The following is a 23727-nucleotide window of genomic DNA, read 5'->3' as shown; positions in this document are numbered from 1 at the left end:
TTATAACGATTTTATAAAGTTAAATATTATATTTCCCGCCTGATAATGCGAATAATTATTCATAATCTTTTGTTTGCCGGCCTCCCCAACCAGTAAGGCTTCTTTATAGTTATCAAAAATATAGCTCAATTTATCAGCAAAATCTTCTGGAGATCCGGGCATAGCCAAATAAACTTCTTTCTTGTTTACGAAATACTCTGCTATCTCTCCTACTTCAGTACATAAGACAGGTTTTGCCGTCATCAAATATTCACCCAATTTCGTTGGAAATCCACCGGCAGCTCTAACCGTATCTGGTTGGGATGAGACTAAAACGTCAGCTTCATTCAATATGGTGGGAACCTCTGTATAAGAAACATAATCAAATGTCACATAATCAGATAATTCATTCGATTTGATTATATGTAAAAGTTCATTTCTATTTGCTCTTGATGGATTGCCATATAAAAATAAATGAAAGCTATACCTGCCTTTTAAATAGTTCAATGATAATAAGATGTTATCCACATTATCCTTCGATAGCTCCATGTTTCCCATATATACAATCTTAAATGTTGCTGGTTGTATAGTTACTTTAGCAGGTAGTTTTTCAAATCTTGAAATATCTGTGATAGATGAAACTATTACTCCTTTATGGAAAGATATGTTCTGATAATACTTTAATAGAGTATCGGTCATTGAAATATATCCTGAGTAAAAATGAAGAATGAACGAATATGCTTTCCTTTTCCATGCAGGAATTGCTTTTTTTAGTTTTGCTCGGATAGGAATGGGGAATTCATCAAATATAAATAACAATCTCGTCCGAAGCATTATATTGACAAATGCCATATAGCATAATATCACCAGATTGTCCGAACTAACAATTATCGCATCATATTTGGATTTCCCGCCATTCTTAATCAAATATCTCATGAGTAGTAACAATGACCAAAGGACTTCAAAAGGTCTAATGATTCTATTCCTAGTTCTCTTGCGCCGGAAAGCATATCTATATTTCACGCCACCCAATTCTCCATTATCATCCTCCAAGTTATCTATACCTGTCCCCGATGGCATATATGAAATAACCTCGACATCAGTCCCTAAGGCAACCAATCCTTTTGAATAAGAAAGAATACGTGTTGTTGCAGCCATTCCATAAGGTAACGGATAACTACATATGATGGCTATTTTCATAAACGGGAATAAAGAAAATCCAATAAATCCTTTGACACTGATTTGTAATCGAAATTATTCAATAAATATTCTTTCGCAGTAGATGCTACATTCAATGCTTCTGAATAGTTTGAAAGAATAAAGTCCAATTTATTAGCATACGCCACGTGATTCTCAGGCTCTACAATATAAACGTGAACACCATCCTGTACGTATTTAGTTATTTCGCCTACATCAGTCAGAATAGCCGGAACACCTGTTGCCATATACTCCCCAAGTTTAGTAGGAAATCCGCCTTCAGCACGTTTCGAATCAGGTTGAGATGAAACTAATAAATAAGCATTTTTTAGAATTACGGGTACTTCCAAACTGCTCACCCTTCCTTTAATAAAGACTCTGTCTGAAAGATTGCATTCTTCAATTACAGATATTATTATATTGTAATCTTTTGGTGAAGGAGCTCCGTACAGATAGAAATCTATATCAGGATATTTATTTGCAATAACAGAAAAAGCACGTATGATATTATCTACATTATCTTTTGATAATTCCATATTACCCATATAGCACATATATTTCTTTTGAACATTGCTATCCGCATCTACATTGAACCGGGAAGTATCTGTGATAGTAGGTAAAATATGATAAGGCTTATTCAATTTACGATTGAAAAAGACATTCAATTTTTCCGTCATAAAAATGAAAGAATCCTCATATTTCAAAATAAAATTATAGAATCTTTTCTTCCAATTTGGAATATCTTTTTTCAAATGAACTCTTATAGGTTCCGGATATTCATCTGTAATAAAAACTGGTTTAATTCCTAATATCTTAGCCCATAAAGTGAATAAGAACAGCACATTCAGAAAATCATTACTGATTAATAAGAAATCTATTTTCCCAGCTTTATTTTCCTTCCAGATATTATAGCATGTCACTCCCCAATAATAATATCTCCCAATGAACCTGCAAATCTTGTATTTAGAATAAACACGGGTATTGGGGTATTTATAATTTATACCTTCATAAGTCCCATGGGCGGGATAAGAGGAAGGATTCGTATATAAATCCGTTGGCCTATAGATAAAAACATCTGTTTTAGCACCATGCTGATGAAGTCCTTTCATATAAGAAATAATCCTCGCCGATGCTGCCAATCCTTCAGGAAAGGAAAATGTACAAACTACTGAAACTCTCATTTTATTATTTTTGAATTCGACAAAATGGCATTAAATAGACAAAAAACAAGGGACTGCGTTCTATAGGATTCGAAAAAAAGACAATCAATAACATCAATACGAACAACCAGGAAAAAGACGTTCCCCCATACATTTTTTTTAAAGTCTTATAAATTCCAATCAGCATAAAAGATATTCCTGCTATTCCCCACATACGGGCGAAAGTCGCTATACCATTAACGCCTACGAAATTATAACCGAAATCATCCTTTATATTATAAACACCATATCCCAATGGATAATAAAGAAGGCGTTCCATATTTAACCTAAAGACAGTAAACCTGTCATATTCTATGGTATCCAATCGCTCATTGGTATTTCCATAAACATTGGAATTATATAAATAATCGTTCAATTTTTCACCGATAAATTCTAATTGAAATACAAAAGGAATGGCACAAATAAAAAGTAATAAGAACAAAATCGTTTTGATACGGCCTTCACTATTTCTGATATAAAATAGAAGGTACAATACCAATGCCAAGTATCCGGCAGTCGACATTGTTGTCAAAACTGCTATTACATAGATAATTAAATATTTATCTGTTTTTACTCCATAAACTATGGAACGATAAATTATGGCAATAATGCAGATCATAGCAAAAGCACCGGGTTCCCACATAAAACCTGAATTACGGACATATGCCAATCCGGCTATCGGAGAGTAAGTATAAACAAATACATACCATGCAGTCGGACGAGCTTCAGTATAAAAATCAGCTATAAAATTTCCCAATATGGGAGACAAACGTTCAAATATGAATGGAAACAATAACTGCATAGCATAGAATACCAAAGAGATTACGGTTAAAACAAAGACCCATTTTTCAAAACGATGCCAGAATGAACTGCCTATTATTTTAAATCCCAAGTATGATATAGTCAGAGGTATTAAACCACCCAATACTTTATTAAAAACCCAAGATTCATTAAATACATTAGAATATAAGAAATTGATAAAGAACCAATATATGCCTATCCCCACAATAAACGGATCGATCCGTCTCTTTTTCAATAAAAAAAACGTACAAAACAAACCTATCAAAACAAAAGAAAATGTCTGTTCAAAACAAATTGAAGCAGTATTCGAGATATAAATAAAGAGGAAGAACAGTACTATATTGTCTATAACCTTTTTAGGTATCAGACTATTTGTACCATATACTGTTTGACTTATTCTCATTAGATATAATTTTATAATATTGAATAGGATATATGATCGCATATATAAGCATCATTATTATACCCGATATTACTACTCCATATATCCCCACACTTTTCCCCATAACTATTGCCAGAGGGACATAAATAAAAGGAAGTAAAATTGAAATGTAAAACTGGAGCTTAATTTTACCAATACCATTAATTATACTCAAAAATATATTTGAATACATTTGCAATAATAAAAACACGGACAAGAGTATCACAAGATATGTACTTATTTCCATTTTATCACCAAGCCATATATTGAAAAAGAGCGGTGAAATTATTATCATGACTATAGCTAACAGTACAAATCCACAATAAATCCGAACCAATTTTGATTTTACATTTTTAATCCAAGCTATATCTTTCTTTGTATAGGCATCTGTTACTGCTGACCAGAAAGGAGTCGTTATTATAGTAAAAGCGAAAAGTAATATTGAAAGATACTTATTCACTATATAATATTCGGGAACAGCTTCAGGCCCAATAATGTTAGAAATTATAATATTATTACTTTGAAACAGAAATAGGTTCGATATTTGAATGATAAAAAAGGCAGCCCCTAATGTCAATATCTGTCTCACCATTTTCTTCTCAAAAAATCGTAAAGACGGTAATACCCTTTTAAATCTTCCTCTAAAATATTTGAAGGTATAGAAAACATATACTAATACAGGAATGATAACCAAGATAGATCCTATTCCTATTAAAGAAGATATTTTTCCACTCAAATAAAAAATAAAAATAGTCAGCAACGAAATGGATTGAATGGCCAAATTCATATTGGATGTAACATCTGGCATCTGATAAGCTAATAAAACAGACTTAAATATACCCAGAATAAAATTCATACACATCATCAGCACAACTATCAGGATCAAAGTATTAATTTCTGAAGCCATATCTACAGGCGCATTGAAAATCTTGTACCAATTAATAAAAGGATATATGAATACAAATATCACCATAATGAAAGCAAAAATTAAAATCATGGCAACATACGCTGTACTAACTACTTTTTTTGCCTCAATATAATTTTCTTCAGCAAGAGACTTTGCTAAAAGATTCCTTAATCCTTGTCCAATGCCAATATCAAAAAAACCAATCCAGTTTACTAAAGACATTATTGTAACCCATATACCATACCGTGTCTTATCCAGACATTCCAAAAACAAAGGAACATACAGCATACTTAAAAACAAGCTTGTTCCTTTATTAAGAAACATTCTTGTGATAGCTTTTTTAGCTCTGACTGTACGTCCATTACCTGAATTTAGATAATGCAAGGCTCCCTTTATCAAATTCATCCTTATATGCTATGACAAAAAGTTCACGATTCTTCCACATGCCAGTCCATCTCCATAAGGATTGACTGCCATACTCATCTTTTTATAAATTTCTGCGTTATCCAATAAAATCGAAACTTCATCTACAATCTTATTATAGTCTGTTCCTACCAATTTTACCGTCCCTGCATCCAATGCTTCCGGACGCTCTGTAGTATCACGCATTACTAATACCGGCTTACCCAGTCCAGGCGCTTCTTCCTGAATTCCTCCACTGTCAGTCAATACAATCGTTGATTTCTCCATTAAATAAACGAAGCTCAAATATTCAAGAGGTTCTATGAAAAACATATTTTTCAGACTGGACAGATCTTCACCAAATACTTCATGTATAGGTTTACGCACATTAGGATTAAGATGCATCGGATAGACAAAATCAACATCAGTATACTTCCTGGCAAGGTCTTTTATGGCTGTACACATCTGAATGAAGCCATCCCCAAAATTCTCCCGACGATGTCCCGTAATCAGCACCAGTTTCCTGCCATCTCTTAAACGGCCTATATCGTATCCACTTTTTTTCAGCACCTTCTCCAATTCAGTACTAAGGCTAGTATCCTTCTTGATTTTCGTAACGACTTGATGCAAAGCGTCAATAACGGTATTCCCCGTCACGACAATTGAATCAGGATTTATGTTCTCCTTTAAAAGGTTGCTTTTACTTAGTAAAGTAGGTGCAAAATTATATGTAGCAATACGTCCCGTTATCTGCCGGTTCATTTCTTCAGGCCATGGGCTATAAATATTGTGCGTACGAAGTCCCGCTTCTACGTGTCCTACAGGTATTTGTTGATAAAAAGCTGCAAGAGCGGCAGTTGTGCTTGTAGTAGTATCTCCATGCACCAATACCACATCAGGTTTCGCCTCTTTCAAAATATCACGCATACCTGTCAATACCCTTGCCGTCACATCGTAAAGGTCTTGTCCCTGTTTCATTATATTAAGATCGAAATCAGGTGTTATTTCAAACAAGTCAAGTACTTGGTCAAGCATTTGTCTATGTTGTCCGGTGACACAAACAATGGTTTGAAAGTTTTCCGGACACTTCTGAAATTCTTTTACCAATGGTGCCATTTTAATAGCTTCGGGACGAGTCCCGAAGACCAACATTACTTTTTTCATTTTGTCTGTCTATTTTTTAAAGATACCGCAGAAATCGAGAATCACCTTATCTTCCCGATATTCAAGAGCTTTGAATGGATCATGCGCAGTCAGGAAAACGATAATATCAGCTTTCTCATAAGCATCTCTATAGTCTGTGAGTTTAAATACATTATGCTCTTTGACATTGGGCTCTACTACCAAAATATTAGCATTGTTGCAGCTTTGCATAACCTTTGTGACAATGTATTTAGCCGGTGATTCACGCAAATCATCAATATTTGGCTTAAAGGCGAGTCCCATCATAGCTACACAAGGTTTATAATGATGTTCAAGCTCAAATTTCAACATTTCGTTCTGCACTTTTTCAGCGCACCAGAATGATTTATAATTATTAATCTCACGAGCCTGCCCTATGATTTTAGATTCCATTGGGAACTCAGCTGTAATAAAATACGGATCTACAGCAATACAATGTCCGCCCACGCCACATCCCGGTTGAAGAATATTGACACGCGGATGCATATTAGCCAAACATATCAGTTCCCATACATTAATACCGGCTTTATCACAAATAAGTGAAAGTTCATTGGCAAAAGCTATTTGTACATCACGACTTGAATTTTCAGTCAGCTTACACATTTCAGCAGTCTTGCTGTTAGTACTATGAAGCGTACCTTTTACAAACTGGTTATAGAAAGCGATAGCTTTATCTGTAGACTTGTCATTTATTCCACCAATAACGCGATCATTGTGTACTAACTCGTAAATGACATTACCCGGCAACACGCGCTCGGGACAATAAGCTATATATATTTTATCTATCAATTCGGGACGCACTGAAAAAATAAGATCTTTCATTTTATCAGTAGTACCCACAGGCGAAGTAGATTCTATAACATACAAATCACCCTCTTTCAACAAAGGAAGTACAGCGCGAGTTGCCGATTCTACATATGAAATATCAGGCTCGTGATTTCCCTTAAATGGTGTAGGAACCACCATAAAATAGGCATCGCTTACTTCGGGAACAGTGGCAGCCTTCAAGCTACCCGTTTTTACCACTTCTTGCAACATCTCCTCCATACCCGGTTCTATGATATGCAATTTGCCCTGGTTGGTCATTTCAACGACTTTCGGATTAATATCAACTCCGACTACTTGAACACCGTTTTTAGCGGCAATAATGGCTGTAGGCAGGCCAATATAGCCTAACCCCATAAAACAAGCTTTCATGATTATTTTATTTTGAATATAATTGAACTTACTTATTGGACGGTACGTGGATATAAGTCTTATACCACTTCCTTCCGGTTAATTTTTCGTGCTTTACGATGGCTCGATTAATTACAAGATGTGAAGTACACCAAAATATCAAGTCGAAAAGAAGCATGAAAGTTGCATTGATATAAAAAGACAACACAAAATTAGCAGCTACCAAGAATAATGATAACAATAATAATGTAATCATCACAGTCCTTATCCTCATGCCTGTACGTAACAATTTATGATGAATATGATTCTTGTCCGGCAAAAATGGGTTACGCCCACTCCTAACACGAGAATAAAATACACGGATAACATCAAGTAGCGGAATAAATAATGTAGAAATAGTCACCATGTTCAAATTCAGCCTGAACGGATTCCAATACTCCTGTTGCATCCAAAAATGAAGAATCAAAAAACTAAGAATATATCCGAGAGTCAAACTTCCGGCATCCCCCATAAATAGTTTTCGACCTGATATACTGAATACATTATAATAATAGAAAGTAGCGACCACTCCCAAAGTAGCGGAAGCTAAAAGAGCATGAGTCCACTGCCCTACAAATGCACAGACTATGATTAACAATCCCAATGCAATACAAGTAAGCCCCGAAGCCAAACCATCAATTCCGTCTATCAAATTAATAGCATTCGTAATATAGACTACAAGAAAAACAGTCAGAGGCATACCTATAAATGCAGGGATGGCATGAAGCCCTAATAATCCGCCCAAATCGTTAATCCAAAGACCGGAAAGTGGAAGAAAAGAGGCGGAAAGAATCTGCACTACAAATTTATACCGATACCCTACTCCCACCAAGTCATCCGCTACTCCAACAAGATACAGCATTGTCGTGCCGGCAACGAGGAAAAGATAACGTATGAATAAACAAGACGACCATACGGGAGCAACAGGTTCATTCATATAATAACGGATTCCTGTAATAACACACAAAGATATTAGTATAACAGGCAGAAAAGCCAGACCACCCAAACGAGGAACGGGAGTTTTATGTACTTTACGGGCATCAGGAACGTCAAAGAGACGTTTCTTATAAGAAATAAATATTATTCTTGGAATAACAATAGTAGCTAACAGTACTGAAAGTAAAAAAGTACCTCCAATATAAATATACATCATAACAAATTATCGTATTTTAGGCTTAATTCTTTTCTCCAATCGGTTCTACGTATCCTACGGGCATATCCGCACAAGCACATCCTAACATGTTTAGCCGGACAGCTATTTTACTTTTTCCATCCACCATTACAAGTTCCCCTACAAGCCCTGTCAAAGGACCTTTGACTACACGCACTTTTTCTCCGCGTGCCAAAGGAGCGCTATTCATACAAATTGCTTCATCCGAGTAGTCGAGCATAAAGCGAAAACGAGCCATTTGTTCATCAGGTATTACAGTCGGACTACTCTCACCACGCATTACCATATATCGGCTTACTGTAGAAAAGGAAAGAACTTCTTTACGTTCTTTCGGATCTGCATGCACAAATACCATCATTGGAAGCAACACAGATTCAACCACTTTACGGCGGTCGCTCCATTGATGTATTTCCTGTTGGACTGGTACGAAATTTTCAATCCCCATCTTTGCCAAACGTTCTGCTACCTTCTTCTCATGGTGCATACGCACGAGAGCTACATACCAGCGTTTAGAGTGTGCTACGCCTTCCCCTGTCCCAATATTAGGCCCAGCAATTAAAGTTCCTTCTTTTCTTAGAATCATACTTTTTTACCCCTTATATTTCCGTTACTTCTTAGGTAACGGAAATTATTCGGTGCAAATATAGACAAAATTGTTAATAGCGTACAAGCAAATTTCCTTTTTTTTCTCTTTTTATTTAAATATATAGTAAAAATGTATCCGAACATGAAACTTTATCGCTTCATGTTCAATGATTTCTATTGTCTGCACTGAACGATTTTCCTCTGTAAATCAGGCAGAAAACTCCCAAACTTCCCTATTTGTATGCATTTCTTCTTATTACTATTGTAGGTTATTGGTTCCCTGTATTTCCGTTACCTAAGAAGTAATAACCGTGCAATTTAGCTGAATATCAAATCTTTAATGTATTTTTCACAGAATCCCCCTATAATTCCTCACGTAAGAATAATTCAGTCGATTTACTTTTGTACGTTCGTTCAGGTCAAAGCCTTTCAAATAGATTTGTGTTGTCTTAATAGATTTGTGCCCTAATGACTCACTTATCATTTCAATGGGAACTCCCCGATATTTAGCGGTAGTAGCCCAAGAATGCCTAAATGTATAAGAAGTGACGGCTGAACGAATATGTAGCTTTCTGGCTAAACTCTTCAGGTCATTATTAAAACGCCGCAAGGTGGATTGATATTCTTTATAGGCAGCCTCTTCATCCCGCTTATTCTTCCCGCTTAATATATAAAAAAGATAATCGGGATGTTCGGGAAGAACTGAGGAATGGAAATTACGAAGTCGGGAAACAATATCTGATGCCGATTCTAATATTTCCACACTCATGGGAGTTCCTGTCTTGGTGCGATTATATTTCAAGATATTCCCCTCCAAATTCGATTTCTCCAAATGAGCCAAATCGACAAAAGGCATTCCACAGAACGAAAACAATAAATTGGCAATGGCCTGCGTCCTACGTAACTTTTCAGACTGCGGTTCTGTGTAAAGTAACGTATGCAGTTCGTTTACCGGAATAGCTTTCTTCTGACGAGTATCCACTCCGGTAAATACATCACGAAACAAACGATGCACATAAGGAGTCTGATGAGCATCTACCCCTTTATTATATATACAGCGTAACATCCGCATATAAGTAGAGATAGTGTTAAGCTTCAAGCGGCAAGCCGACAGGTAGTTGCTGTACCGTCTTAAATTCTCACGGGTGATTTGTCTGAATGACACACACGGAGTTCCACAAAATACTGTAAAAGAACGTAGTGCATTCTCATAAACATGTGCTGTAGCATAGCGCCCCTCACGGCGCAAGCACTCCACATGCTTGTTTGCACATACGGTAAATCCGTCTTTTCTCATAATTCACTATTTTATTAATTTATAAAATCAGTATGATATTACGAGAAATAGAACGAATTTCCAATAAAAAGGGTAATTAACTAAGGTTTTCTTATAAAGTTTTTAAAAACCTATACGATTTAATACTTAAAATAGGGAGAGCAGTCAAAAAACAAACACAGAAAAGGCCGCTCCCGAATAACAGGAACGACCTTCTATTTCTACATATCAGCATGACACCGTCATACTATCGAAAGCATGACATCACGTTACTTATATTCCGCCCAACTCTTGATAGCAATATCATCAATGCTCATCGTACAGAAAGCATTAATAAAAGCACTGGCCAGACGGGCATTCGTAATCAGCGGAATATTCAAGTCGATGGCAGCGCGACGGATTTTGTATCCGTTGCTCAATTCTCCGGCTGTCAGGTTCTTCGGAATATTGACTACCATATCTATCTCCTTACTGTGAAGCATTTCCAATGCTTGCGGATGTCCCTCTTCACTCGGCCAATAGACATGGGTACTTTCGATACCATTTTCAGCAAGTGTCCTATGCGTACCTCCGGTTGCGAAGAGTTTGTATCCTTTGTTCACCAGCATACGGGCAGCGTCCATCATATCGGCTTTCTGCTTCATCGTACCTGTTGAAAGCAGGATGTTCTTCTTCGGAATGCGATAGCCTACGGCAAGCATTGCTTTTAGAACGGCACAAGAGGTATCCATACCGATACACCCTACTTCACCGGTAGAAGCCATATCTACGCCCAGGACAGGGTCGGCTTTCTGTAAGCGGTTGAAGGAGAATTGAGAAGCTTTGATTCCCACATAATCCAGTTCGAAAAGGTTCTTCTCCGGTTTCTCAACAGGCAGACCGAGCATGACTTTCGTTGCCAGTTCAATAAAGTTTATCTTTAATACTTTGCTGACAAACGGGAAAGAACGACTGGCACGCAGGTTACATTCAATCACCTTGATATCATTGTCTTTTGCCAGGTATTGAATATTGAACGGGCCGGAGATATTTAATGCTTTGGCAATCTCACGGCTGATACGTTTGATACGACGCACTGTTTCCACATAGAGTTTTTGCGGCGGAAACTGGATAGTAGCGTCACCGGAGTGCACGCCCGCAAACTCGATATGTTCACTGATAGCGTATGCTACGATTTCTCCATTCTGGGCTACGGCATCCAGTTCCACTTCCTTGGCATGTTCGATAAACTGGCTTACCACTACCGGATGCTTCTTCGATACGTTAGCTGCCAGTTTCAGGAAACGTTCAAGTTCTTCCTGATTGGAGCAGACATTCATCGCGGCACCTGAAAGTACATATGACGGACGGACAAGTACAGGGAAGCCTACTTCATCGACAAACTCATTAATGTCGTCCATAGAAGTCAACTCACGCCAACGCGGTTGGTCTACACCGATACGGTCAAGCATGGCAGAGAACTTTTCGCGGTCTTCGGCATTGTCAATGCTCTTCGCACTTGTGCCGAGGATATTGATATTCTGTGCATCCAGACGCAAGGCGAGATTATTCGGAATTTGCCCACCGGTAGATACAATGACACCATGCGGATTTTCGAGTTCAAGAATATCCATGACGCGTTCGAAAGTCAGTTCGTCGAAGTACAGGCGGTCGCACATGTCATAGTCCGTAGACACAGTTTCGGGATTATAGTTAATCATGACACTGCGCCATCCTTCCTTACGGATGGTATTCAATGCCTGAACACCGCACCAGTCGAATTCTACGGAAGAACCGATACGATAAGCACCGGAACCGAGTACGACAATGGATTTATGGTCGCCCAGATAATGCACGTCATTAGCTACACCGCTATAAGTGAGGTACAGATAGTTGGTCTGTGCCGGATATTCAGCCGCCAGGGTATCAATCTGTTTCACTACCGGAAGGATACCCGCATTCTTACGATGATTGCGGACATAGAGGATACCGTCTTCCATATCGCCCTCGTAGCCGATGGCACGGGCAATTTGGAAATCGGAGAAGCCTTGCACTTTCGCTTTACGAAGCAAATCGTTCGGCAGGTCGGCAATCTGTTTGTGATTGTTTCCCCAACTATGCAGTTCTTCCGAAGTTTTCATAATGTTCATCAACTTCTGAAGGAACCATTTGTCAATCTTCGTCAGTTCATGTACCTGGTCGATAGTATATCCGGCACGAAAAGCCTTTGAGATAACGAAGATACGTTTATCGGTCGGTTCGCGCAGAGCTTTATCAATATCAGAAATAACCAGTTCCTTGTTTTCCACAAATCCGTGCATTCCCTGTCCAATCATACGAAGACCTTTTTGGATAGCTTCTTCGAAGGTGCGGCCGATAGCCATTACCTCACCGACAGATTTCATGGAAGAACCGAGTTCCTTATCTACGCCGTGGAATTTGCCTAAGTCCCAACGGGGTATTTTACATACCACATAGTCCAGTGCCGGTTCGAAGAAAGCGGAAGTCGTTTTTGTTACAGAGTTCTTCAAGTCGAAGAGTCCGTAACCCAATCCCAACTTGGCAGCAACAAAAGCCAATGGATAACCGGTCGCTTTGGATGCCAGAGCCGATGAACGGGAAAGGCGGGCGTTTACTTCAATCACACGGTAATCTTCGGATTCAGGGTCGAATGCATATTGCACGTTACATTCACCCACAATACCGACATGGCGGATAATACGGATGGCAAGTTCACGAAGTTTATGATATTCCTTGTTAGTCAGTGTTTGAGACGGAGCGATAACGATAGACTCACCCGTATGGATACCCAGCGGGTCGAAGTTTTCCATATTACAAACGGTGATACAGTTATCGAAGCGGTCACGTACTACCTCATATTCCACTTCTTTCCAACCACGGAGTGATTTCTCTACCAACACCTGCGGGGAGAAAGCGAATGCTTTTTCTACTAAAACATCCAGTTGCTCTTCATTGTCACAGAAACCTGAACCCAGGCCACCTAATGCGTAGGCAGCACGGACAATCACCGGATAGCCCAGTTCTTTCGCTGCACGGCGGGCGTCTGCCGCATTTTCTACGGCTTCGCTTTTGATGGTCTTTACATTGATTTCATTCAGTTTCTGAACGAAAAGTTCGCGGTCTTCGGTATCCATAATAGCCTGTACCGGAGTACCGAGCACCTTGACGTTATATTTTTCAAGAATGCCTTCCTTGTACAAGGCGACACCGCAGTTCAGAGCTGTCTGACCGCCAAATGCCAACATGATACCTTCGGGCTTCTCTTTCTGAATCACCTTTTCTACGAAATACGGAGTCACGGGAAGGAAGTAGATTTGGTCTGCCACTCCCTCTGAAGTCTGTACCGTAGCAATATTCGGATTGATGAGAACCGTTTCAATCCCTTCTTCTTTCAAGGCTTTGAGTGCCTGCGAACCGGAATAGTCGAACTCGCCGGCTTCACCGATTTTCAGGGCACCGGAACCCAGCAGTAATACTTTCTTTATATTTTCTTTCATAATGGTCGGTTATTTAAGCAGGTTTACAAATTCGTCGAACAGGAATTCCGTATCCGTAGGCCCACTGGCTGCTTCCGGATGGAACTGCGCAGAGAACCAAGGATTCTTTTTGTGTTTGATTCCTTCGTTGGAGCCATCATTCATATTGATGAACAACGGTTCCCAATCTGCTGTTAACGTATTGTTGTCTACGGCATAACCGTGGTTTTGTGAAGTAATGAAGCAACGTTCCGTACCTACCATGCGTACCGGTTGGTTATGGCTGCGGTGTCCGTATTTCAGTTTATAAATCCGCGCTCCGCCTGCTTTTGAAAGTAGCTGGTTACCCATACAGATTCCGAAGATAGGGAGTTTTTCGTTCTTCATCGCTTTGCGGATATTCTGGACGGCAGCATCACAAGTGTCCGGGTCACCCGGGCCGTTGGAAATAAACAGTCCGTCAAATTCGAGTCCGTTATAGTCATAATCCCAAGGCACGCGAATCACTTCGACATCACGTTTCAGCAGGCAACGGATAATATTCGTCTTCACACCGCAATCCACCAGGACTACTTTCTTCTTATCAACTCCTTCATTATAACGAATCACTTCCTTGCAGCTTACCTTGTCTACATAGTTGATGCCTGCGTACTTTGCTTCGGGCACATTGTCCGGTTCATCATCAAAGATAATCTTTCCCATCATCACTCCATGTTCGCGAAGTACTTTTGTCAGTTCGCGGGTATCAATACCTGTGATGCCGGGAACTTGTTCGCGTTTCAACCAGTCGCCCAGGCTTTCCACTGCATTCCAGTGACTGTATTCATAAGAATAGTCACTTACAATAATCGCTTCCGCATGAATCTTTTCGCTTTCCATGAAAGTAGCCAGTCCATTCGGTTCGATTGTAAAAGGAGGAACACCATAGTTACCCACCAAAGGATAGGTAAGAGTCATCAACTGTCCGGCATATGAAGGGTCAGTGAGGCTCTCCGGATACCCGGTCATGGCGGTATTAAAAACTACTTCGCCCGCCACCGGCTTCTCGTAGCCAAACGACTTGCCGGAAAACCGGCTCCCGTCGTCAAGGATTAATGTCACATTTCTCATTCTTTTTATTGAATCGTTGTATGGTTGTTAGAATTGATACATCTGCTCGATGTAGTCGATGAATGCCTTATTCACCAGTTTCACACCGCCCGGTGTAGGATAATTGCCGCTAAAGTACCAGTCGCCCGTATGATTCGGGCAAGCCTCGTGAAGTCCTTCCAACGGTTGATAGACGATTTCGACTTTGGCTTTCGTTCCTTTCGGTGTCAGCAGCTCCACCATTTTGGCAGAGATTTCTTCGTCGGTGAAAGGCGCATAGATATCTTTTACGTAGTTCACCATTTGCTCTTTCGGCAGTCCCACCTGGTCTTTGGATTTACGATAAGCAGCCGCAATCACGTCTTTCATATCGCGTTCTTTCAGAAGTTCGACAGCCGCCCTGAAAGCGATAAATTCGCTCATCTTTGCCATATCTATACCATAATAATCGGGATAGCGCACTTGCGGGGAAGAGGATACGATGACAATCTTCTTCGGCCCGAGACGGTCGAGAATACCGATAATGCTTTGTTTCAAAGTGGTGCCACGCACAATGCTGTCGTCGATAATCACCAGGTTGTCAACGCCGGGGACAAGACTTCCATAAGTAATGTCGTACACATGGGCTGCCAGGTCATTGCGGCTATTTCCTTCGGCGATGAAAGTACGGAGTTTGATATCCTTGATGGCCACCTTTTCGCTACGGATACGGCGGGAAAGAATCACTTCCAGTTCTTCCAGATTCGGATTATGCCCCAATGCGGCGATTTGCCGTACTTTCTCTTCGTTGAGATAATCATCCAGTCCCTGCAACATTCCGTAGAAAGCGACTTCTGCGGTGTTGGGGATGAAAGAGAAAACCGTATGGTCAATGTCGTTATTGATAGCTTTCAGTATTCTCGGGACTAGTTTCCCGCCCAGGTGTTTCCTTTCCTTATAAATATCGACATCACTGCCACGGGAGAAGTAGATACGCTCGAAAGAGCAAGCGTGTTTCTCACGCGGTTTGATGATTTGCGAAGTGCGGATTTTGCCCTCTTTGCTAATCAGTAAGGCTTGTCCCGGTTGCAGTTCCTTGATTTCTTCGAATGGAACATTCAAGGCAGTCTGAATCACCGGACGCTCGGAAGCCAATACGGCAATCTCATCATCCTGATACCAAAATGCGGGACGAATCCCCCACGGGTCACGGATAGCGAAAGATTCACCGCTTCCGGTCAGACCGCAGATAACGTATCCCCCATCCCATTCACGACTGGAAGTACGCAGGACATTGGCAAGGTCGATATGATCTTCTATATAGTTAGTGATGCCCATGCCTGTAAGCCCGTCCGCTTCGGCAAGATTGAAGACACGTTCCACTTCACGGTCGAGACGATGTCCCATTTGTTCCAACATGATATATGTATCGGCATATTTACGGGGATGCTGACCGATGGCAGTGATGCGGGCAAATATCTCGTCCACATTCGTCATATTGAAGTTTCCGCAGAGAGCCAGGTTCTTGGCACGCCAGTTGTTCCTTCTCAAAAACGGGTGTACGTAGGAGATTCCCGATTTTCCTGTGGTTGAATAACGGAGATGTCCCATATATGCTTCGCCGGCAAAAGGCAAAGTACGTTTGGCATACTCCGCGTCATGCAGTTGTTCGGAAGTAAGGTCTTTGAAATTGCTCTGGACATTCTCAAAAATTTCCGTGATGGCTCCCGAACCCAAGGCACGTTCACGAAACATATATTCTTCACCCGGATTCACTTCCAGTTTCACACACGCCAATCCTGCACCTTCCTGTCCGCGGTTATGCTGTTTTTCCATCAACAGGTAGAGTTTATTAAGACCGTACATCCATGTCCCGTACTTCTTCTCGTAATACTCCAACGGTTTGAGCAGGCGTATCATGGCAACGCCACATTCATGTTTCAATTGTTCCATCTATATAATTACCAGTTATAAATTGCAAGGCTCTATTCTACTGTCACCGACTTTGCCAGGTTTCTTGGTTGGTCTACATCCATTCCCTTGCATACGGCAATATGATACGCAAGTAATTGGAGAGGTACCGTAGTGATTAACGGATTAAGGCACTCTATTGTTTCGGGAAGCTCGATACTGCAATCGGCAATCTTGCTGATAACCGTATCGCCTTTTGTCACAAAGGCAATCACCCGTCCTTTCCGCGCCTTGATTTCCTGTATATTGCTCAGTACTTTTTCATACAGACCGTTTTGGGTGGCAATCACCACTACCGGCATTTCAGCGTCAATCAAGGCAATCGGCCCGTGCTTCATCTCCGCAGCCGGATAACCTTCGGCGTGAATATACGAAATTTCTTTCAATTTCAACGCACCTTCGAGAGCTACGGGATAACTATATCCGCGTCCCAAATAAATAAAGTTATGCGCATAGGTGAAAGTTATCGAGAGTTCCGCCAGTTTATCATTCAGCTTCAAGACTTCCTTCATCTTCTCCGGAATATGGTTTAATTCCCTCACGACTGAAAGATAATAGGATTCGTCAATGGTTCCTTTCGCTTTGGCAAGTGTCAATGCCAACATGGCGAGCACAGTGACCTGTCCCGTAAACGCTTTGGTGGAAGCCACGCCGATTTCCGGGCCTACGTGGATATACGAACCGGTATGAGTGGCACGCGGAATGGATGATCCGATGGCATTACAAATTCCATATATAAATGCCCCGCGGCTCTTTGCCAATTCCACGGCAGCCAGCGTATCGGCAGTCTCGCCGCTTTGCGAGATAGCAATTACGACATCTTCTTCGTTAATCACAGGGTCGCGGTAACGGAATTCGGAAGCATATTCTACTTCTACCGGTATGCGGCAGAAACTTTCAATCAGTTGTTTGCCGATAAGTCCGGCGTGCCAGGAAGTTCCGCAAGCCACGATAATAAACCGTTTGGCATTCAGCAGTCTTTCCTTATTATCAATCACAGCCGAAAGCACCACATTGTCCGCTTCTACATTAATACGCCCGCGCATACAGTCATGGATACAATCCGGCTGCTCGAAAATCTCTTTCAGCATAAAGTGGGAATAGCCGCCTTTCTCCAACTGACCGAGTTTCAATTCCACCTTCTTCACTTCGGGAGTCGTTTCGACATTATTCAGGTCGACGACCTTTAATTCTTCCTCCCTGTTTATAACGGCAATCTCACCGTCTTCCAGATAAACCACCTTATCCGTGTATTCTACAATCGGAGTGGCATCCGAAGCCAGAAAGAATTCATCTTCGCCAATCCCCACTACCAGCGGACTGCTTTTGCGTGCCGCAATAATCTCATCCGGATGCTCTTTATCAAGAATCGCAATCGCATAAGCACCAATCACCTCTCCCAGCGCCAACTGAACGGCTGCCAGTAGACTGACCTGATTGGTAACTTTCATGTATTCTATTAATTGAACGAGAACTTCGGTATCTGTACTGCTTTTGAAGAGGTAGCCTTTGGCTTGAAGTTTTTCTTTGAGAACAGCGTAGTTTTCAATGATACCGTTGTGAATGAGAGCGAGTTTTTCGGAAGAAGAGTAATGAGGATGAGCGTTAGCGGAACAAGGTTCCCCGTGAGTAGCCCAGCGGGTATGGGCAATTCCGATTGTACCGGAAATATCTTTCTGTGTGACGAAATTTTCGAGTTCGGAGACTTTTCCTTTCGTCTTGTACACATTTAACTGTTGGTTATCACTAATTAATGCTACCCCTGCGCTGTCATATCCTCGATACTCCAGTCGCTTCAGCCCTTTGATAAGGATAGGGTAGGCTTTTCTTTTACCAATATAGCCTACTATTCCACACATATTATGATATTTTTATTTCGGCTGCAAATATACATATTAGAAATAACATAAAGACAACAAAAACAATATTTATTTGACACAAGAGCACAAAAAAGTTATAAACACATCAAAAAGTTAAATAATATATTATTTTTAGCTCAAAAAGAAACAAATTACAATTAGAATGGAATCATCCCGTATCAAATAACAGATTAAAAGCAAATTCAATGTTTTCATTTACAAATTAAAAGAAGAAAGAACTTAGTTATTATTTCGTGTCACAGAAAAGCAATATTTTACTATCATTATGAAATTAAATATTTAATTTTGCCGAACAAATTGACACATCAAATAGGTATTATCATACAATAAAGCTAGTAAGAATGAAAAAACAAGAACTTTTTAACAACGAAACAAAAGGATTCCCTTACCAACGACAGCCCCGACAAGCGGGCTTGTACGATGCGGCATACGAACACGATGCCTGCGGTGTTGGTATGCTGGTCAACATTCACGGAGAAAAGTCACACGATGTTGTTGAGTCGGCTTTAAAGGTATTGGAAAACATGCGCCATCGCGGTGCTGAAGGTGCGGATAACAAGACCGGGGACGGCGCAGGTATCCTGCTGCAAATTCCGCATGAGTTCATCTTATTGCAAGGTATTCCCGTCCCGGAAAAGGGTCGGTATGGTACCGGCCTGCTCTTTCTTCCGAAAAATGATAAAGACCAAGGAGCTATTTTAAGTATCATTATTGAGGAAATTGAAAAAGAAGGACTTACATTGATGCATCTGCGCAACGTGCCCACTTGTCCTGAAATTCTGGGAGAAGCTGCCTTAGCCAATGAGCCGGACATCAAGCAGGTGTTTATCACCGGATTTACGGAGACGGAAACGGCTGACCGGAAATTGTATCTCATCCGTAAAAGAATTGAGAATAAAGTCAGATTGTCATCCATTCCGGCAAAAGATGATTTTTATGTCGTTTCTCTCTCTACAAAAAGTATTATATATAAAGGTATGCTTTCGTCGTTGCAACTGCGCAACTACTACCCCGACCTGACGAACAGTTATTTTACCAGCGGACTGGCACTGGTACACTCCCGTTTCAGTACCAACACGTTTCCTACATGGGGATTGGCACAGCCTTTCCGTCTCCTGGCTCATAATGGTGAAATCAATACCATCCGTGGCAACCGCGGATGGATGGAAGCTCGTGAAAGCGTACTCTCCAGTCCAACTTTGGGAGACATCAAGGAGATTCGGCCGATTATACAACCGGGTATGAGTGACAGCGCTTCATTGGATAATGTACTGGAATTTCTCGTAATGTCGGGATTGAGTTTACCGCACGCAATGGCGATGCTTGTGCCGGAATCATTTAATGAGAAGAATCCCATCAGCGAAGAACTGAAGGCATTCTATGAATACCACTCCATCCTGATGGAACCGTGGGACGGGCCGGCTGCCCTGCTTTTCAGCGACGGACGTTTTGCCGGTGGTATGCTCGACCGTAACGGTCTTCGTCCCGCCCGCTATCTAATTACGAAAAACGATATGATGGTAGTGGCATCCGAAGTGGGCGTGATGGATTTCGAACCGGGGGATATCAGGGAGAAAGGCCGTTTGCAGCCCGGCAAGATTTTACTGGTGGATACGGAGAAGGGTGAAATCTATTATGACGGCGAATTGAAAAGACAATTGGCCGAAGCCAAACCGTATCGTACGTGGTTATCTACCAACCGCATCGAACTGGATGAATTGAAAAGCGGACGTAAAGTGCCTCATCATATAGAGAATTATAACCGGATGCTGCGCACTTTCGGTTACTCGAAAGAAGATATTGAACGACTGATTATGCCCATGGCAAGTACCGGCGCAGAACCGATTCAATCAATGGGTAACGATACTCCTTTGGCTGTTCTTTCAGACAAACCGCAATTGCTATACAATTATTTCCGCCAGCAGTTTGCGCAGGTTACCAATCCGCCGATTGACCCGTTGCGTGAAGAACTGGTCATGTCACTGACTGAGTATATCGGAGCCGTAGGGATGAATATTCTCACTCCAAGCGAAAGCCATTGCAAAATGGTACGTTTGAATCATCCGATTCTAAGCAATACTCAATTGGATATTTTATGTAATATCCGTTATAAGGGTTTCAAGACAGTCAAACTTCCGATGCTCTTTGAGGTAGCGAAAGGGAAAGCCGGATTGCAGGAAGCATTGGGCAGTCTTTGCAAAATGGCGGAAGAATCCGTGACGGAAGGTGTGAACTATATCATCCTGAGCGACCGTGACGTGGATGCCGGGCATGCAGTAATTCCATCTCTTCTGGCGGTAAGTGCTGTTCATCATCACTTGATTTCGGTAGGCAAACGTGTTCAGACCGCACTGGTAGTAGAAAGCGGTGAAATACGCGAAGTGATGCACGCGGCATTATTACTCGGTTTCGGGGCAAGCGCACTGAATCCGTATATGGCATTTGCCGTTCTTGACAAATTGGTGAAAGACAGAGATATCCAGTTAGACTATGCTACGGCAGAGAAGAATTATATGAAGTCCATCTGCAAAGGTCTGTTCAAGATTATGAGTAAGATGGGTATTTCTACCATCCGTTCCTATCGGGGTGCAAAGATTTTCGAAGCGGTCGGTTTGAGCGAAGAGTTGAGCAAGGCTTACTTCGGTGGACTCGGTTCACCGATTGGGGGTATCCGTCTGGAAGAGATTGCCAGAGATGCCATTGCTTTCCATGAAGAAGGGTTTGCAAAGGAAGTCGATGGATTACTGCCGAACAAAGGGTTGTATGCTTTCCGGAAAGACGGAGAAAAACACGCGTGGAATCCGGAAACGATCAGTACGCTGCAATTGGCTACCCGGTTGGGTAGTTATAAGAAATTCAAAGAGTACACGCACTTGGTAGATGAAAAGGAGAAACCTATCTTCTTGCGTGATTTCTTAGGATTCCGTCGCAATCCGATTTCTATTGACCGGGTAGAACCGGTAGAGAATATTCTGCATCGGTTTGTTACGGGCGCCATGTCTTTCGGTTCCATCAGTAAGGAAGCGCACGAGGCAATGGCTATCGCTATGAATAAGATTCACGGACGCAGTAATACCGGTGAGGGTGGCGAAGATGCTTCGCGTTTTCAGCCGCTGCCGGATGGCAGTTCCCTGCGAAGTGCCATCAAGCAGGTGGCTTCGGGGCGTTTTGGTGTGACGGCGGAATATTTGGTGAATGCGGATGAGATTCAGATTAAAGTGGCACAGGGTGCGAAACCGGGTGAAGGGGGACAACTTCCGGGATTCAAGGTGAACGATGTGATTGCCAAGACACGTCATTCCATTCCGGGAATTTCTCTGATTTCTCCCCCGCCCCATCACGATATTTATTCGATTGAGGATTTGGCTCAATTGATTTTCGATTTGAAGAATGTGAATCCGCAGGCTAAAATCAGTGTGAAGTTAGTTGCGGAAAGTGGCGTAGGTACGATTGCCGCAGGTGTGGCAAAGGCGAAGGCGGACTTGATTGTTATTTCCGGTGCCGAAGGGGGCACGGGGGCTTCTCCCGCTTCTTCTATCCGCTATGCGGGTATCTCTCCCGAACTGGGCTTGAGCGAGACACAACAGACATTGGTTCTAAACGGGCTTCGCGGCCAGGTAGTTCTGCAAGTTGACGGACAATTGAAAACCGGACGGGACATTATCTTAATGGCATTGATGGGAGCAGAAGAATATGGTTTTGCTACCTCTGCACTGATTGTATTGGGTTGCGTGATGATGCGCAAATGTCATCAGAATACTTGTCCGGTGGGAGTTGCCACACAGGATGAGGAATTGCGCAAACGTTTCCACGGACGCAGCGAATATTTAGTCAACTTTTTCACGTTCCTCGCACAGGAAGTCCGTGAGCATTTGGCTGAAATGGGATTCACCCGAATGGATGATATTATCGGGCGTACGGATTTGATTGAACGTAAGTCTGTTGAACTTAAATCCGTTGGACATATGTCCGTTGAGCATAAATCCGAAGCCCATATTCCGAATCCGAAACATGCGTTAATTGATTTCACGAAGATGCTGGCACGCATTGACAACAGTGCCGCTATCCGTCACGTCATCGACCAGGATCATGGAATTTCTACTGTTAAAGATGTAGCTATCATTGATGCTGCCCGGGATGCCATCGAACACGAGAAAGAAATTTCGTTGGAATATACGATTGCGAATACAGACCGGGCAATAGGCGCTATGCTTTCAGGAGTGATTGCGAAAAAGCAGGGCGCCAGGGGATTACCGGAACATACGCTAAACGTGAAGTTCAAAGGTTCGGCAGGTCAGTCTTTCGGTGCGTTCCTTGTGCCGGGTGTCAACTTTAAACTGGAAGGTGAAGCGAACGATTATCTGGGTAAAGGTTTGAGTGGCGGACGTATCGCCGTACTGCCCCCGATCCGCAGTAACTTCGAAGCTGACAAGAACACAATAGCAGGTAACACCTTGCTTTACGGCGCTACAAGCGGGGAAGTATATATCAATGGCCGTGTAGGTGAACGTTTTGCCGTGCGCAACTCGGGTGCTGTCGCCGTAGTAGAAGGTGTAGGCGACCACTGTTGCGAATACATGACCGGTGGCCGTGTAGTAGTTCTCGGACAAACCGGACGTAACTTCGCAGCCGGCATGAGTGGTGGTGTAGCGTATGTATGGAACAAAGACGGGAACTTCGATTATTTCTGTAATATGGAAATGGTAGAATTATCTCTTATCGAAGAAGCCGGCTACCGGAAAGAATTACACGAACTGATTCGTCAACACTACCTGTACACAGGTTCCAAACTGGCACGAACCATGCTCGATGACTGGAATCACTACGTAGACCAATTCATCCAAGTAGTACCCATCGAATACAAAAAGGTATTGCAGGAAGAACAAATGAGAAAGCTACAACAAAAAATCGCAGACATGCAAAGAGACTATTAGGTAGTGATTAACGGTTTAGTGATTAGTGATTAATGAAGGGAAGCTATAAAGATGCACTAATCA

General features: G+C 41.7%; 14 protein-coding genes. 1 reads left to right on the top strand and 13 read right to left on the bottom strand.

Annotated elements, in window-relative coordinates; all coding sequences use genetic code 11:
* The 13 genes from AB5443_RS07785 to glmS all read right to left on the bottom strand — a co-directional run bounded on the left by AB5443_RS07785 (position 1) and on the right by glmS (position 18709).
* Positions 1–1179, bottom strand: a complete 1179-nt coding sequence (locus AB5443_RS07785; protein WP_022139247.1) for a glycosyltransferase — start codon at positions 1177–1179, stop codon at positions 1–3.
* Positions 1176–2357 carry a glycosyltransferase gene (locus AB5443_RS07780; RefSeq protein WP_022139246.1) on the bottom strand — a complete coding sequence of 394 codons (1182 nt, stop codon included), beginning with the start codon at positions 2355–2357 and terminating at the stop codon, positions 1176–1178. Before AB5443_RS07780 ends, AB5443_RS07785 begins: the two co-directional genes overlap by 4 nt.
* Positions 2358–2361: 4 nt before the next feature.
* Positions 2362–3579 carry a hypothetical protein gene (locus AB5443_RS07775; protein ID WP_022139245.1) on the bottom strand — a complete coding sequence of 406 codons (1218 nt, stop codon included), beginning with the start codon at positions 3577–3579 and terminating at the stop codon, positions 2362–2364.
* Positions 3545–4909, bottom strand: coding sequence for a lipopolysaccharide biosynthesis protein (locus AB5443_RS07770; protein WP_277131412.1), 1365 nt, complete (start codon positions 4907–4909; stop codon positions 3545–3547). Before AB5443_RS07770 ends, AB5443_RS07775 begins: the two co-directional genes overlap by 35 nt.
* Positions 4910–4918: 9 nt before the next feature.
* On the bottom strand, positions 4919–6070 hold the full coding sequence (wecB, locus tag AB5443_RS07765; RefSeq protein ID WP_022139243.1) for a non-hydrolyzing UDP-N-acetylglucosamine 2-epimerase: 1152 nt from the start codon (positions 6068–6070) through the stop codon (positions 4919–4921).
* 9 nt (positions 6071–6079) lie between these two features.
* Positions 6080–7285, bottom strand: a complete 1206-nt coding sequence (wecC, locus tag AB5443_RS07760) for a UDP-N-acetyl-D-mannosamine dehydrogenase (protein WP_022139242.1) — start codon at positions 7283–7285, stop codon at positions 6080–6082.
* A 28-nt stretch (positions 7286–7313) separates the two neighbouring features.
* Positions 7314–8456, bottom strand: coding sequence for an MraY family glycosyltransferase (locus AB5443_RS07755; RefSeq protein ID WP_022139241.1), 1143 nt, complete (start codon positions 8454–8456; stop codon positions 7314–7316).
* A 22-nt stretch (positions 8457–8478) separates the two neighbouring features.
* Complete coding sequence (locus tag AB5443_RS07750; RefSeq protein ID WP_022139240.1) at positions 8479–9057, bottom strand: UpxY family transcription antiterminator; 579 nt, start codon at positions 9055–9057, stop codon at positions 8479–8481.
* 351 nt (positions 9058–9408) lie between these two features.
* Positions 9409–10356 carry a tyrosine-type recombinase/integrase gene (locus AB5443_RS07745; RefSeq protein WP_368114042.1) on the bottom strand — a complete coding sequence of 316 codons (948 nt, stop codon included), beginning with the start codon at positions 10354–10356 and terminating at the stop codon, positions 9409–9411.
* Positions 10357–10604: 248 nt separating this feature from the next.
* On the bottom strand, positions 10605–13832 hold the full coding sequence (gene carB / locus AB5443_RS07740) for a carbamoyl-phosphate synthase (glutamine-hydrolyzing) large subunit (protein WP_022139238.1): 3228 nt from the start codon (positions 13830–13832) through the stop codon (positions 10605–10607).
* A 9-nt stretch (positions 13833–13841) separates the two neighbouring features.
* Positions 13842–14921: a glutamine-hydrolyzing carbamoyl-phosphate synthase small subunit gene (carA, locus tag AB5443_RS07735; protein ID WP_022139237.1), complete on the bottom strand. Its 1080-nt coding sequence runs from the start codon at positions 14919–14921 to the stop codon at positions 13842–13844.
* A 27-nt stretch (positions 14922–14948) separates the two neighbouring features.
* On the bottom strand, positions 14949–16832 hold the full coding sequence (locus AB5443_RS07730; protein ID WP_022139236.1) for a class II glutamine amidotransferase: 1884 nt from the start codon (positions 16830–16832) through the stop codon (positions 14949–14951).
* A 32-nt stretch (positions 16833–16864) separates the two neighbouring features.
* Positions 16865–18709, bottom strand: a complete 1845-nt coding sequence (gene glmS / locus AB5443_RS07725; protein WP_277131421.1) for a glutamine--fructose-6-phosphate transaminase (isomerizing) — start codon at positions 18707–18709, stop codon at positions 16865–16867.
* A 362-nt stretch (positions 18710–19071) separates the two neighbouring features.
* Between glmS and gltB the strand changes: the two genes are divergently transcribed.
* Positions 19072–23664, top strand: coding sequence for a glutamate synthase large subunit (gltB, locus tag AB5443_RS07720; protein WP_277131424.1), 4593 nt, complete (start codon positions 19072–19074; stop codon positions 23662–23664).
* The last annotated feature ends 63 nt before the right edge of the window (positions 23665–23727 follow it).

Source organism: Bacteroides sp. RTP21281st1_H5_RTP21281_210402 (assembly GCF_040918965.1).
Lineage (GTDB): Bacteria > Bacteroidota > Bacteroidia > Bacteroidales > Bacteroidaceae > Bacteroides > Bacteroides congonensis.
This window is presented reverse-complemented; position numbering and strand designations above follow the sequence as displayed.